The organism is Methanosarcina vacuolata Z-761 (genome assembly GCF_000969905.1).
GTDB classification, from domain to species: domain Archaea; phylum Halobacteriota; class Methanosarcinia; order Methanosarcinales; family Methanosarcinaceae; genus Methanosarcina; species Methanosarcina vacuolata.
Genome location: NZ_CP009520.1, coordinates 2,919,317 through 2,933,525 on the forward strand (window position 1 = coordinate 2,919,317; position 14,209 = coordinate 2,933,525).

Here is a 14,209-nt window from a genome sequence, read left to right on the forward strand (position 1 = left end):
ACAAAACAACGAAGATCCTGTTTAATATATACATATCCAAAAGTTTTCTCCTGTGTAGTTGACAAGCCCTTTCACGATTTTTTGGAAATATTGTAAAGGGCTTGAGCTGAAGAAATTTTACTTTAAAGGGAAATACGCTTTCCGGATTTTACTTAGGGCAAATTTCCTTGAGGCCAGCAGCTACATCAGCCAGAAGTTCGATAGGAATTCCCATAATCATTTCTTCGTCTGCGATTTTGGTGTATGTCCTGCTGCCGCTACAACCGACTGTGACTCCGATTTTGCCTTCTTTATATACATTTACAACTCCGTCTGAACACAGGCTCTGCTTCCCTGCAAAACTCGCTTCGACCCGGCCTCCGGTTTTATACATTGCAGCCTGTGTGAGTAACATTATTTGTTTAGGCTTACCGATAATCACAACAACATCAGGGATAAACGTGGCTTTTTCCAGAGGGGAGTACAGGATAGCTTCTGTTGAGTTTGGGGGAAGCTTGGGAACTCTTTCAAGGGTACGCCTTGCAGCGCCCTGGGTGCTGAACTGTTTGAGTTTATTAAAATAAAACTCTCCACTTGCGACCTTAGGAGGCATTTCGCCAAGGCCCATTGCGCCAGCGCCACCTTTACACATCTGGTCATCGATAAGGGTATAGAACTCCTCACCTGTTCTTCTCACTCTGTCAACCAGCTGGCAGTGCCTCATAGCTTCATCTACTTCTTTCATTCCTCCAGGAATTTCTCCTCCTTTCGGGATCAGCTTCACTGCAACAGGAGAAGTCTCCAGTTTCAGGCAGTCTACAATTTCTTGTCCATATTTATTTATCTCTTTTACATCCATGTTCTCAACTCGGGTTTTGAAATTTTTGTTACTTTTAAGATAGTAATACTGTTTTAGAACTTCATAAGTATTTTCAAAATTTGTTTGTCTGGTTGTCTAGTTCCGACAAATAAAACATGACAATTTTTGATCAAAATATTCCTAAAAAGTTTAAGAGTTATTTTATCAGTTACGGGCAAATTCTTGTAAGATACAGACAAATAATACATGATAAGATTCAATATAAGTATTCCCGAGTTTATATGAATACAGGCAATTTCTCGCAGTACTGTCTTTTTTGTCCGATTTTATTTCAGTACTGAGAACTTACTAAATGAAATTTAGGGGTTTTGGGAGTATGGAAAATTCACCCTATATTTGGTAGGTCGACATAAGGGATTTGAATATTATGTATCATCTTCAAATTGTATGGGTAAAAGTAAATTTCATGTATTTGCTGAAAAGTTATAAACTTTATCAAGTATGAAAAACAACATCAAGCGATACATTAGACTTTATAACTACATAATAAAATTGTGGCATAATTATTGAGTTGGAAAATTCTCCATTGAATTTGAAGATGATACGATAGCGTAAACTAAAGAACCTTGAGAATCCTTGAAAAAAACCTGTAGAAATGTATGAAACCTTAAATAAAAGCTAATAAAAAAGTTTGAGTGCGAGAGGTGCGATTCGAACGCACGAATTCCTACGAAACTGGACTCTGAATCCAGCGCCTTTGACCTGGCTGGGCAACTCTCGCACGATGTAGCTTATGTTGCAGGAGAAATAGTAGTGCTCTTTGTTCTTATACTTTTTCCTTGAAAGCCTGCTCGGCGGGCGAAATTCGTTTAAACTCTTACAATAATTTCCTTTTTTAGGAACCGGTTTTAAGCAAGTTTAAACTAAGATTTAAAACCGCAGAAGCCGAAAAATCCCTGAGCATTTATAATCTATATAAAGTAGGTTGGAATTGATGAAATTTTCATCTCATCAATTTCAGGATAAGGGCTTTTTGCGCATGCAGACGGTTTTCAGCCTCTTCAAAAATCACGGAATTCGGGCCGTCCATAACTTCATCCGTAATCTCAAGGCCTCGACGGGCTGGCAGGCAGTGCATAACTATTACGTCCGGCTTTGCAACTCCAAGGAGTTCAGTATTGACCTGGAAAATGGCAAAGTCCTTCAGGCGTTTCTCCTGCTCGGCTTCGTCGCCCATGGAAACCCAGACATCCGTATAAATGATATCCGCATCTTTTGCGGCAACTTTCGGGTCATCCGTAACTGTAAACTTGCCTCCGAGGGCTTTTGCCTTTTCAAGAAACTCGGGCTCAGGTTCGTATCCTTTCGGGCAGGCAACTGCGAATTCCATTCCCATAATAGCCGAGCCTAGCAGAGCTGAATTACAGACGTTGTTTCCATCTCCTACCCAGGCGAATTTCAGGCCTTCGAATTTGTCCTTGCACTCCATTATGGTCATGAAGTCGCCAAGGATCTGACAGGGGTGTTCCCTGTCCGAAAGCGCATTGATCACAGGTATGGTTGAGTATTTGGCTAATTTCTCTACGGTATCGTGGCTCATAACTCTGGCCATGATTCCATGAAGGTAGCCTGAGAGGGTTCTGGCAGTGTCCTCAATAGTCTCGCCTCTCCCTACCTGGATATCTCTGGAATTCAGGTAAAGGGAATGTCCTCCGAAATCAGTCATTGCAACCTCAAAGGATACCCTGGTTCTTGTAGAAGATTTCTCAAAAATCATTCCCAGGCTTTTGTTCTTCAGGTACTCTGTAGGTTCTCCAGCCTTGCGTTTTTCTTTCAGGTCCATGGCCGATTTGAGGATTTCATAAATCTCTTCTCTGGACAGGTCAGTTATCGAAAGTACATCCTTCTTCATCACTTCAACCCCGACTTACTCTAGCTGAATTTACTTCATTCAAGCCTGAGTTTCTCTTTTTTAACAACTTACTTCATTCTGGTTGAACTTAAGTTTATATTACTGCATAGTACTTATTTGCACGCCGTACTTTTGCAGGACATTTCAGGCAGTTAGCTTTGTTTTCAGCAGTAATCCTTATTTTCTTGGCAATTAGCCTCTAGGCAGTTAGCCTCTAAGTTCTTTCATATGGTCAATTCTCTTCTGGATAAGAGCGGTAGTCCCAATGTCTTTCCGGAAAAACAGCTTGCCGTGAAGATTTTCAAGGGCATTCTGGGCAATTTTTTCGGCTGCAGCTATAGTTTCGGCAATCCCGACAACTGCAATGGCGCGGGAGCTGGTTGTGTAAACTTTTCCTTCTTTTTCATAGACACTGGCATAATAAATGGATGCATCCCCTATGTCTCCTACAGTTACCTCGCTGTCTTTTTCAGGATTTTCAGGATAGCCGGCAGGAACTGCGTATTTACAAACAGTTGCTTTCTTGCTAAAGCTTACAGGTAAATCTCCAAGGGTCCCTTTAACCACCGCAGACATGATATCCACGAAGTCTGTTTCAAGGAGAGAGATCACATTCATGGCTTCGGGGTCACCGAACCGGGCATTGAATTCCACGACCTTGGGGCCGCTAGCTGTAAGTATGAACTGCCCATAGAGAATCCCCTGATATCCGGCACCAGTTTCCTTAGAAAGCGCCTTTACGGTATCCTGCATGATCTTCTTTGCCTTCTCAAGATCTTCAGGAAGCATAAAAGGCAGGATTTCCCCGGCATCAGTGTATGAACCCATACCTCCTGTATTGGGCCCTAGATCTCCTTCATAGGCTCTTTTGTGGTCCTGCACGGCAGGGAAGAAAACAAGGCTTTTTCCGTCTACAAAGGCCTGAAGCGTAAATTCCTCTCCTATAAAGCGTTCCTCGATGACTACAGACCCTTTTTCAAGCAGCTCACTTGTGTAGGATTTGGCGGCTTCCAGGTCAGGGAGCTGGTCTCCCATAACTTTTACGCCTTTGCCCCCTGTAAGACCTGAGGGTTTGACTGCCACATCGCCCAGTTTCTCTATGAAAGCGTGCGCAGGTTTTTCCTCTGTGAAAACTTCATAGGCAGGGCAGCCTTCGATTCCATATTTTTTCATGAAATTTCTTGCCCAGGCCTTGTCAAACTCTATAATTGCACAGGCTTTTTTAGGTCCCACAACCGGAATTCCGGCTTCCCATAGGGCATCTGCAACTCCTGCTGCAAGAGGGGCTTCAGGGCCTACAAAAGCCATTTCGACGTTTCTGGCTTTTGCGTACTCAACAACTTTTTCAACTTCAGTTTCCTTCTCAAGGAGAAAGTCCTCACAGAGGGCGGCAATTCCGGGATTTTTTTTCGCCATTAACGCATAAAGAGAGGGATTATGCTTGCTTTTCTTGATTCCTTCGGCGATTGCGTGTTCCCTTCCGCCTCCGCCGATAAGCAAAATTTTCATTTTTATTCTCCTGGTTTTAAAAAGATTCCTATTATTTTCAAGTATAAGTATGGTTTCAATATGTACTCATAATAAGGTGAAATAGATGAGATAAGAAAAAGGTAATGAATTTTCAGTCCTCAAAACCTTTCAATGCTGCTTTATGCAGCTGTCTCTTTTTATTGACAATTTGCTGATTACTCATTAACAATTTGCTGATTACTCATTAACAATTTGCTGATTACTCGTTAATTATTTATTTGCAGTTTGTTGGCAACTTGCTGGCAATTTATTACCAAATACTTTAGTAAAGAATATACTGAAGGACCTCCTAGTTCTTTATTTCTTCTAATAAATATCTTTTCATTGTCAGGCTCCAAATTTAACTAAAAATTTTCCTTTTTGAGATCGGTTTCAGATTTTTGCTCCACCTTTTCCAGTGATTGAAATCCTTTTTCCATGAATAGGATATCTCAGGTTTTCCTGGCGGGGTAAAACCAGCCCTTTTCCTGAGACGAAAATCCTAATTTTTATAAAGTAAAAACTAATTAGACTATTTCAGGAGATGAAAAGCATGAATCAAAATCCATATGAAATCTTCCAGAAAGAATGTCCTGAAGTAGCAGCACGTTTTAATGACCTTATTGAAGCCCAGAAAGCGTTGAAAGGCCTTGATGCTAAAACAAAACAATTGATTACCATAGCCATCCAGACTGCGAACCGAAACCCACGAGGCGTACAGATGCATGCAATGATGGCAAGGAACGAGGGTGCAGCTCGTGAAGAAATTATCGCTGCAGTGGTTCTGAACCTTCACCATTCCGGTTTTGCTAAAGTTCTTGAGTGCCTTCCTGCAGCAATTGATGGATTTGAAGGTAAAATCTGAAAAACTTCAGTATCGATAAGTGCTCTCGCACTTCCTTTACTTTAAGAGGTCGCGTGCACTTACGAGAGGTACAAGCTCCGTACCTGCCTCTTTTAAGTTTTCTATTGCTCCTTCTTCCCTGTCCACAACACTGATTACATATTTGACGCTTGCTCCGGTTTCCCTGACAACCTCAATTGCGTTCCTGACCGAACCTCCACTTGTTGTTACGTCTTCGAGCATTACAAGCCTGTCTTCCGGTCTAATATCGCCCACAAACCTGCTCTTTGTACCGTAGTCCTTTATAGATTTCCTGACTATAAGCAGAGGAAGCTCGGTTTCCATAGAAACTGCAGTTGCTAATGGCACACCTCCAAGTTCCACTCCTGCTATTATGTTCACATCCATCTGTTTTATCCTGAATGCTGCCTGTCGTGCTATAAGTTTCAGGGTTTTAGGGTCAGTACTGGCCTTTTTGATGTCTATATAATACTTGCTTTTCTTTCCTGAGGCAAGTGTGAAATCCCCGTAGCGAACGGCTCCGCAGGCCTTGAGGGCTGCGATTAGTTCCTGTTTCTGATTCTCAATGTTATTTCCTGTTTCTAAATTTGTTTTGCTCATTCTCTCACCGTATTTGCAGCCTTATTAGCGCTATAAGTGCTTTATTAAAGTTCTTCCTGTACTGATTCTTATGAATTTCCAGTATAATTTCACCAGGGTTCTTTCTTTACACCTATAAAGTATCCGATTATATTTGTTGCAAGATGGAGCAGAGGCGTTATTATAATAACGGTAAGCATGATCCCGTGAGTGAAATTACTCACAAACCACTCAGGGGCTACAAGGTATGTAAATACCCAGGCTCCCACAACAAAATCAAGCTGGTCTACCAGAGGAAGAGATGCTCCTCTTTTCAGGCCCATCCTGCGCTTGAAAAAGCTCTTGAACATATCCCCGAACAGAGCGCCGGATGCGAGGGCGAGCACAATTATTAAAGAGCTTTTGTAATCCGGGCCAAAGGCAGGCATTTTGATCCCCATAACCTCAAACCCTCTGGAACTCAGCCAGATCTCAATACATCCTGCAATAAACCCGCAAAATATACCTGAAAAGAGCCCTCTATAAGTCTTTCCGTCTCCAAGGATCCTTCTTCCATCCTTATAGGTCTTACCCCAATCAATCGGCTTTCCGCCACCAAAAACAGCTGCAAATGGATTGGAAAGGTATGCTGGAAGCATCAACCAGAAGGCTTTAATTATCAGCTCGATCGTGATATCAACTCTTTGTATAGGTTTGTTTTTTGAGGCGAGCTTAACTTTCTGGATATCGCCGTACTTTTTAATTCGCTATTACTTTTTAATTCTCTATATAATTGCCCACGGAGCATACCAGTAACTTTTGCTCGCTGTCTTACTCTGCTTTTTAATCAGTCAGTTACGATTAAGATATCGACTTAAAAATGGAGTTATCAATTGACTTAAGTAATTTAAGTAATGGATCTTAGATAAGGGCTTAACGTACTCAATTGATGGGATTATGTAACTATTGACTCTATTTAATTGTATTTCTTTTTACGTTTTAATCTTAATTAGCGCTTCCCAGTGCCTTTATACTATGCTATCCTTATACTATGCTATCCTGAATAGTTTTTCGAAGAATAATTAAATTTGAGATGATGAGAAAAGTCTATGAAAACGAAGAAAAACAAGTGCCAATGAAATCTCATAATAGGAAAGTAAGGATTTAGAAATGTGAAGGTTTCTAGATAGGTAATGGAATTTTATAGCACTTTTTGTACAATCTTGAAATAAAAATTGGTGTCGATCGGGGTGAATAGTCCCCAGATCTTCTCACACGCTATATAGAAAAGAAACGCTTAATAAGGAATTATTTTTTTCTCTTTTCCTTTGCAAGTTTCTTTTTGGCGTCCTTGCTACCTGCAGAAGCCAGTTTTTCCAGCTCTTCCATCTTTTCTTTTTTAGCGCTCTTCTTCTTATCCATATCTTTTTTAGACATTGCCATAGTGAGTACCTTCATAGGTTTTGGTGAAGTTGCGATATCTGTACAGGCATTGCTTATGTAAGATGCCTCAATAGATCTCGCGTAATCTACCTTTTTCAATTTTAAAAGTATTTATCAGTTTCCAGCCAAATTAATCTTTTTGGCAGAGTGCCATGTCAGGTTAAAGGTTTTAACTTCTCCGATAAGATTGAAATATTCATGAAAAAGGGAATTAAAAGTGATAAATTCCCTAAAATAACTTTTACTTGCGTTATCGTCCTTCTCTTTCCTTCCTGTATTTGCACATTGCCGCGACGAGACCATTGAATGGAGGAGACGGCCTTCCAGGCCTTGACCTGAACTCAGGATGGAACTGGGAACCAAAGAAGAAGCGCTTGCCAGGAATCTCGGCAATCTCCATCCTGTTCTTGTTTTTGCCGGAAAAGACAATGCCGTAAGACTCAAGTCTTTCAACAAATTCCGGGTTAACTTCATACCTGTGGCGGTGGCGCTCGACAATGTAATTGGTCCCGTAAATTTTAGCGGCAATAGAGCCTTCTTTCAGGATGGCTTCATAGTCCCCAAGGCGCATGGTTCCGCCCATGTCTGCAACACCGTTTTGCTCAGGCAGGAGGTCAATTACAGGGTAGGGTGTATCTTCGTCAAATTCCGTACTGTTTGCCCCTTTGAGTTTGGCCACATTTCTGGCAAACTCGATGACTGCAAGCTGCATACCCAGGCAGATCCCAAGGAATGGAATATCGTTTTCCCTGGCAAACTTAATTGCCATCATCTTGCCTTCTGTGCCTCGCCCGCCAAAACCGCCCGGAATAAGAATCCCATCATACTGTGTCAGCTTCTCAATCTCGGCTGGATTTTCTTCCAGGATTTCGGCTTCAACCATATTGACTTCAACCCTGCATCCGTTATCAATTCCTCCATGCTTGACAGCTTCAAGGATGCTGAGGTAAGAATCCTCAAGGTTGGTATATTTTCCGACAATTGCAAGTTTTACCGTATCAGTTGTAGATTTCATCCTTGCAACCATCTCTTTCCATGCACCGTTTTCAACATTGGAATCCAGTTGCAGGTGTTTCATGAGCTGGGTGGTTAATCCCTGCTCTTCTATCTCAAGAGGCACTTCATAAATATCATCGGCATCATGAGCGCTGATAACCAGTTCCTGGGGCACATCACAAAATAGGGCAATTTTCTCTTTGGCGCTTTCCTGAAGAGGAGACTTTGACCTTACAACGATTACTTCAGGACTGAGCCCAAGGGCACGGAGTTCCTTTACGGAATGCTGGGAAGGCTTGGTTTTTTGCTCTCCCTGAAGGTCTTCCATAGCCAGGGTGACATGAATAAATGCAATATTTTCGGAAGGTTCTTCCCTGTGCATCTGACGTACAGCCTCAAGGAAAGGCATGCTTTCAATGTCCCCAACAGTCCCTCCGATTTCAATAAGACAGATATCAGCCCCACTCCGGGCTGCAACCTTTCTGATCCTGTTTTTGATCTCATTTGTGACGTGGGGAATAATCTGAACGGTTTTTCCGAGGTAGTCTCCTCTCCTTTCTTTGGAAATTACTTCTAAGTAGATCTTGCCTGTGGTAAGGTTATGGTCCCTCGTAAGTTCAGTGTCAAGGAACCGCTCGTAATTCCCAAGATCCAGGTCAACTTCACCTCCGTCTTTGAGCACAAAAACTTCCCCATGCTGGTAGGGGCTCATGGTGCCTGCATCAATATTGATGTAAGGGTCGATCTTGATAGCCGTAACTTTATAACCTTTGTTTTTAAGGTTTCTTCCAATGGATGCGATGGTAATGCCTTTTCCAAGCCCGCTCATCACCCCACCGGTAACTATGATGTACTTCATGGATAAGCTTCCTCATTAGTTTTTCCTAATAGTGGTTTCAGACTACTATAAAGGTTATTACGCGGAGTTAGACAGGAAATAATCAAATTAGTAATGTATAAAAATCTGTCATTAATCCTCTTGTACGAACACAATACCAATATCTTCATGATATAAAAATTACTCCCAACTTCTAAAAATGGACAGACTCAAATAAGAAGTGAGAGTAAGAGAATAGACCTGATGATGAATAACTCATAAAGTAATGGCTAAAGTGCCGGCCGACGGAAAATCTGGATTGAGGGAGAATAAGATTCAGTAAAGCACATTTTTTCTAGTTTTTAGATAATTCAGAATTATGAATATTTGGAATGTATTTTTCCATGCATTTTTATTGATTTTGTTGAGCATGTGCTCACAGCTAATTCAAGAAGTTGATTCAGTTGTTGCAAAATCACCTTATTTTTGAGGGGGGCAGAATGTGAGTTTATAACTGAGATTAACTTCAGGTTTATAACTCAGAATTTACCTCTGAAACCGAAGTGAGAATTAGCTTCAGGTGCATAAGTAAAAATTCATATGGTTCTTCGTTGTTTTGTGTGGACATCCTCATAATTTCCTCATAATTTCCTCATAAAAACCAGGGGAGTCTTGAATTGAAAATCATCTTATCCATAGGGGATGACGAAGAACCATTCATCTTATTCAGAACTGATTTTTGGCTTGAATCCCACAACGTTCAAAAAAATCAAATTTAAATTTAGAGAATTAAATAAAAATTTTGGCAGACGTGAAGATACATGGTGAATATTAACTAATTAATGTAGAATGAAGAGCAAAATTAGTAATAAATTGTATAAATAAAAAAATTAAGTTGTGCTTTTGAAAGGGGATCGGAATGTGAGTTATAAACCTGAAATGAGCTCTGACTGAACCTGAAAATCAACTTTCAGTTATAATCTGAAGTGAATTGAGTGGATATCAGGTTCAAAATGGATATAAGTCTCAGGTTTAAAACTGTAATTCTCCTAAAGGTTTTAGCTCTCTTCTGCAATTTTTAGCAGAATATATATCATGCAGGTCACAAAAAGTATTGAAAACAAAACCGACTGGGCAAAGCTGACCTTAAACTGCAGGCCCGATGGCAGTATAAAGTAGAGGAAGAATAAGCATGCAAGTAGTAAAAAGCCTCCAAAAGCAATATTCAGAGGAAGTTTTTCGTTATCACTTATATGTATTGGACTCTTTCTTTCGGTGGCTGAAAAGCTTCCTTTAAAACTTCTGTGGATAAAAGATGAAAACCCGCCAAAATCGTTTCCTGATTTAGGGTGAGAGAGTTTTATAGGTAGTGTAGTTGAGGATCTTTGAGAACTCAATTCATCTTCCTGATTTCCTGCATGGGACTCGTCTTCGGAGTGTTCCTGCGGCTTTGGATCGATTTTTCCAAGCTGGACTGGAAAACCTTTCTTTCTGGAGCCATAACCCGCTGTGATATAGATCTGCCCTTTTGTAAGCACCCTGCCTTCTTGCGGGATTCTTGCAACTACAGAAACGTATTCTTTCTGAAGCACATATGGGTTATCCCTCAGAAAAATGATCTGACCTTTCAATTCGTCACTTACTGAGAAGTGAATATGCGTAGGGGACCCGTAGTTTGTGATCAGGACCTCAAAGGTTTCTTCTCCGCCGGGAGAAAGAGAAATCTCAACACTTTCCTTTTCGAACTCAATTGAGTTTATCTCTTGTCGGTTGATAATAACATTCTGGAATGTCTGCTGCAAGTTTAACCCTCACATCAGTTTCTAAGGTCAGGAGGAAGTAAATTTGGGATTCCTTCGTCGATGGGATAGTGCTCTTTGCATACAGGGCAGTAGAGGGTTCCGGATATAACCTCTCCTTCATTTTCTTCGACAACGTTCAAAACCAGGTCGCCCTTACATATAGGGCAGGCCAGAATATCCATAAGATCTCTTTTCACCAAAATTCACCATTAAAGTCGCTTTACCTATAAGAGGAGACAAAGTTTAACATTAAATAAGGAAAGTTGATTGTTTTTAATCCTTGCTTTTTGTTCTGCGGATGTGAACTTTATCCCGTTACTTAACCGTATTCAATTCATACTCCTATTTTAATGTAATCTATATTTTTACAGGCACTTCTGATTTGAAGCTTGTCTACTCTATCGAATGTTGTTCTTTATATAAGCTAATATCAAAACTAATATCCTAGTAATGTTATAAATATAAAATTATAATATTTCTCCCTGGGTTACGGTATTCAAAAAAGACTTTTAGGTCTTTATTAAATATTAAATGAGTTTTACTAGAGAATTATAAGTTACAACCCATTAACTCTATAAAACCTTCCATTTATAATATGTCAAACATTTTGAAATGAATTTTTATTGTTAGATTTCTAAGTTTAAACCGGGCCAGTAAAATAAGTTTAGAGATATAGTTTAGAGAGGTTTGCCTATAGATCTTTTTAGAGTGGAACCGCTAATTTTTGCACTACATGAAACTTTTGCTTAATTCTTTTTACTTATAAGCGGCTTTGCACAAAATCTCTCTTGCTTACAAGCACAATTTACTTATATTTATAAAAGGAAATAGGATTCCGCTCTTCCGATGAGTAAAAGAACTAATAAAACGTAGAATAGAGGAGAACCAATTAATTAATAAAAAACAGAGAAGAAGCTTTCAAAGCAAATTTCACAAGGATCCTTGTCAGGAATGGCATGTTTTTAACTTATGATAAAACCTATTAAACATATCGGGGTTCTTTGTGCAACATTAATCTAAGCTTAAAAATAAATTGGAAAAAAGGTATATATCAAAAATTTGTTAATAAGCGACCTTTAGGCAGCCTCCAAAAACTTATCTACACAACTTATCTACACAACAGTCGAAACACAATTTAATAGAACAAAATTTGAAAATAATGAAAGAGTGAACTAGCCTCTAAGTAATCCACAAACATATCAATAAAGTCAAGAATTTTTAAAGAGTTGATAAATGTTTGAGTTCTTCCAAAAACTCAATTCATTGTTCCAAATTCGAGATCAAGGGTGTCAATTTTGGTTTTAGGGTAAGCTCTATCTGAATATAGTTGCAGTTTTTTTTAAAAAAGTTTATAAAACAATAAAATTTGATAATTCTGAAGAATTTTTTCCATATTAACCAGTTTTAAGACTATACAGAGCTGGAAATCAAGAAATAAAAAATCAGCCAGGTAAAGTCTTCAGGATCACAGATTTAGGGACTAATTCTTCAAATCAGAGTGTTTGATCCGAAGTTTCGGATAGTTCCAGAAGGAACAGAGAAAACAAACATGATATTCTCTGAACAAAATGCACAACCAATGAAAGTGTTTGCAGATGGCAGCATTTTCATGCTAAATGTGGGATATGAGATGAAGACGGAAATATATGAGAAAAGCATTGACCTTGCAAGCCAGAAAATGCTTCAGAAGGCCGAAGAAGAAGGCATTGAAACCGCCTGGGATAGATATGAAAAACAACTACCTCAGTGCAGTTTCGGGCAGCTAGGAGTTTGCTGTCGGAATTGCAATATGGGTCCATGCAGGATTGATCCCTTCGGAGAAGGAGCTCAAAAGGGAATTTGCGGTGCTACCGCAGATATCATAGTTGCAAGGAATTTCCTTAGAATGATTGCCGCAGGCGCAGCAGCTCATTCCGACCATGCAAGAGATGCTGTTCTGACCTTTAAGAAAATGAGTGAAGGAGAAGCTGGCAGCTACAGGATAAAAGATGAAGCAAAACTGCTGTCTCTTGCTTCGGAATATGGGATTCCCTCAGAGGGCAAAAGCCTGGAGGAAGTCGCAGGCAAACTTGCCGACACACTGCTTCAGGAATTTGGAAAACAGGACGGACATCTCCAGTGTACCAGAAGAGTTCCTGAATCAAGGCTCAAGCTCTGGGCCGAGCTTGGAATAGAGCCCAGGGGAATTGACCGGGAAATCGTGGAATGTATGCACAGGACTCATATAGGTGTGGACAATGATGCGGTTCATATCCTGCTGCAAGGACTACGCACAGGGCTTTCCGATGGCTGGGGAGGTTCGATGATCGCCACCGATGTCCAGGACGTACTCTTCGGAACCCCACAGCCTAGAAGAAGCACAGTTAATCTGGGAGTACTGTCGAGCGATAAAGTAAATGTAATTGTCCACGGGCACGAACCTATTCTCTCAGAAATGATCGTGGAAGCTGCAGAAGATCCCGAACTCCTTAAACTGGCAGAGGAAAAGGGTGCATCAGGCATCAACGTTGCAGGGATCTGCTGTACTGGCAACGAGACCCTGATGCGGCACGGTACTCCAATAGCAGGAACCTTCCTTCAGCAGGAACTGGCAGTAATTACAGGCGCTGTGGAAGCTATGGTTGTCGATGTCCAGTGTGTCATGCCCTCGCTTGGGGAACTTACAGGATGCTACCATACGAAGTTTATATCTACGTCCCCAAAGGCCGATTTTCCCAACACCGTAAGAATGGAATTCCATGAAAACAGGGCTTATGAAACTGCAAAAGAAATCGTAAAGATTGCTGTCGAAAACTTCCCTAACAGGGTTCCGGAAAAGGTTACCATACCTGAAGAGAAGCAGGAGTGCATGGTTGGCTTCAGTGCCGAAGCTATCCTCAGTGCCCTTGGAGGAAGCCCTGATCCTCTTATTGAGGCAATAAAAGGCGGGGCAGTTAGGGGAATAGGAGCTGTTGTCGGCTGCAATAACGTAAAAATAAAGCACAATTACGGTCATGTCAACCTCGTTAAAGAACTGATCAAAAACAATGTGCTTGTGGTCACAACTGGCTGCAATGCAATTGCATGTGCCGAAGCAGGGCTTCTTCTGCCGGAAGCCTCCGAAATGGCAGGCGATGGGCTAAAAGCCGTCTGTAAGGCTCTGGGCATACCCCCTGTCCTGCATATGGGCTCCTGTGTTGATATCAGCCGTATCCTTGTGCTTGCATCCGCGATTGCAAACCGCCTGGGTGTGGACATAAGTGATCTTCCAGCAGCAGGAGCAGCTCCCGAATGGATGAGCGAAAAGGCGGTTAGCATCGGGGCTTATGTGGTTTCATCCGGCGTATTTACCGTTCTCGGGACTATTCCTGCTGTTCTTGGAAGTCAGGCTGTTACGTCCCTTCTGACAGGAGGCTTGAACGGTGTGGTGGGAGCAAGTTTTGCGGTTGAACCTGATCCCCTTAAAGCCGCAGACCTGATGCTTGAGCACATTGACGAAAAAAGAAAGGCTCTGGGCTTGAACTAAGAG

The 14,209-nt window shown here is 41.0% G+C and carries 11 protein-coding genes and 1 tRNA gene; 2 read left to right on the forward strand and 10 right to left on the reverse strand.

Annotated elements, in window-relative coordinates; translation table 11 throughout:
- Window positions 1-148 precede the first annotated feature (148 nt).
- The 4 genes from MSVAZ_RS12070 to purD all read right to left on the reverse strand — a co-directional run bounded on the left by MSVAZ_RS12070 (window position 149) and on the right by purD (window position 4,220).
- Window positions 149-838, reverse strand: a complete 690-nt coding sequence (locus tag MSVAZ_RS12070) for a DUF169 domain-containing protein (protein ID WP_048121292.1) — start codon at window positions 836-838, stop codon at window positions 149-151.
- A 657-nt stretch (window positions 839-1,495) separates the two neighbouring features.
- Window positions 1,496-1,580 (reverse strand) — tRNA-Leu (locus MSVAZ_RS12075).
- A 222-nt stretch (window positions 1,581-1,802) separates the two neighbouring features.
- On the reverse strand, window positions 1,803-2,711 hold the full coding sequence (argF, locus tag MSVAZ_RS12080; RefSeq protein ID WP_048121295.1) for an ornithine carbamoyltransferase: 909 nt from the start codon (window positions 2,709-2,711) through the stop codon (window positions 1,803-1,805).
- Between the two features lie 207 nt (window positions 2,712-2,918).
- Window positions 2,919-4,220, reverse strand: a complete 1,302-nt coding sequence (purD, locus tag MSVAZ_RS12085) for a phosphoribosylamine--glycine ligase (RefSeq protein WP_048121296.1) — start codon at window positions 4,218-4,220, stop codon at window positions 2,919-2,921.
- Between the two features lie 553 nt (window positions 4,221-4,773).
- Here purD and MSVAZ_RS12090 point away from each other — a divergent pair.
- Window positions 4,774-5,085, forward strand: a complete 312-nt coding sequence (locus MSVAZ_RS12090; protein ID WP_048121298.1) for a carboxymuconolactone decarboxylase family protein — start codon at window positions 4,774-4,776, stop codon at window positions 5,083-5,085.
- Between the two features lie 36 nt (window positions 5,086-5,121).
- On the opposite strand, the gene pyrE is transcribed toward MSVAZ_RS12090, so the two are convergent.
- The 6 genes from pyrE to MSVAZ_RS12120 all read right to left on the reverse strand — a co-directional run bounded on the left by pyrE (window position 5,122) and on the right by MSVAZ_RS12120 (window position 10,898).
- Window positions 5,122-5,685, reverse strand: coding sequence for an orotate phosphoribosyltransferase (gene pyrE / locus MSVAZ_RS12095; protein WP_048121300.1), 564 nt, complete (start codon window positions 5,683-5,685; stop codon window positions 5,122-5,124).
- An 89-nt stretch (window positions 5,686-5,774) separates the two neighbouring features.
- Complete coding sequence (locus MSVAZ_RS12100) at window positions 5,775-6,302, reverse strand: CDP-2,3-bis-(O-geranylgeranyl)-sn-glycerol synthase (protein ID WP_048121303.1); 528 nt, start codon at window positions 6,300-6,302, stop codon at window positions 5,775-5,777.
- A gap of 649 nt (window positions 6,303-6,951) precedes the next feature.
- Complete coding sequence (locus tag MSVAZ_RS12105) at window positions 6,952-7,185, reverse strand: hypothetical protein (protein ID WP_048121305.1); 234 nt, start codon at window positions 7,183-7,185, stop codon at window positions 6,952-6,954.
- A 151-nt stretch (window positions 7,186-7,336) separates the two neighbouring features.
- The gene (gene pyrG / locus MSVAZ_RS12110; protein ID WP_048121308.1) at window positions 7,337-8,941 is read right to left on the reverse strand and encodes a glutamine hydrolyzing CTP synthase; all 1,605 of its coding nucleotides are present in this window, start codon (window positions 8,939-8,941) and stop codon (window positions 7,337-7,339) included.
- A gap of 1,016 nt (window positions 8,942-9,957) precedes the next feature.
- Window positions 9,958-10,701, reverse strand: a complete 744-nt coding sequence (locus tag MSVAZ_RS12115) for a DUF7524 family protein (RefSeq protein ID WP_048121311.1) — start codon at window positions 10,699-10,701, stop codon at window positions 9,958-9,960.
- Between the two features lie 14 nt (window positions 10,702-10,715).
- Complete coding sequence (locus tag MSVAZ_RS12120; RefSeq protein WP_048121313.1) at window positions 10,716-10,898, reverse strand: methytransferase partner Trm112; 183 nt, start codon at window positions 10,896-10,898, stop codon at window positions 10,716-10,718.
- Window positions 10,899-12,280: 1,382 nt separating this feature from the next.
- On the opposite strand from MSVAZ_RS12120, the gene cooS reads away from it, so the two are divergent.
- Complete coding sequence (gene cooS, locus MSVAZ_RS12125; RefSeq protein ID WP_255351931.1) at window positions 12,281-14,206, forward strand: anaerobic carbon-monoxide dehydrogenase catalytic subunit; 1,926 nt, start codon at window positions 12,281-12,283, stop codon at window positions 14,204-14,206.
- The last annotated feature ends 3 nt before the right edge of the window (window positions 14,207-14,209 follow it).

Excerpts from the sequence above, each read along its gene's own strand:
- MSVAZ_RS12070 (WP_048121292.1), bottom strand. The coding sequence starts at position 838 with ATGGATGTAAAAGAGATAAATAAATATGGACAAGAAATTGTAGACTGC.
- argF (WP_048121295.1), bottom strand. The coding sequence starts at position 2,711 with ATGAAGAAGGATGTACTTTCGATAACTGACCTGTCCAGAGAAGAGATT.
- purD (WP_048121296.1), bottom strand. The coding sequence starts at position 4,220 with ATGAAAATTTTGCTTATCGGCGGAGGCGGAAGGGAACACGCAATCGCC.
- MSVAZ_RS12090 (WP_048121298.1), top strand. The coding sequence starts at position 4,774 with ATGAATCAAAATCCATATGAAATCTTCCAGAAAGAATGTCCTGAAGTA.
- pyrE (WP_048121300.1), bottom strand. The coding sequence starts at position 5,685 with ATGAGCAAAACAAATTTAGAAACAGGAAATAACATTGAGAATCAGAAA.
- MSVAZ_RS12100 (WP_048121303.1), bottom strand. The coding sequence starts at position 6,302 with ATGCTTCCAGCATACCTTTCCAATCCATTTGCAGCTGTTTTTGGTGGC.
- pyrG (WP_048121308.1), bottom strand. The coding sequence starts at position 8,941 with ATGAAGTACATCATAGTTACCGGTGGGGTGATGAGCGGGCTTGGAAAA.
- cooS (WP_255351931.1), top strand. The coding sequence starts at position 12,281 with ATGAAAGTGTTTGCAGATGGCAGCATTTTCATGCTAAATGTGGGATAT.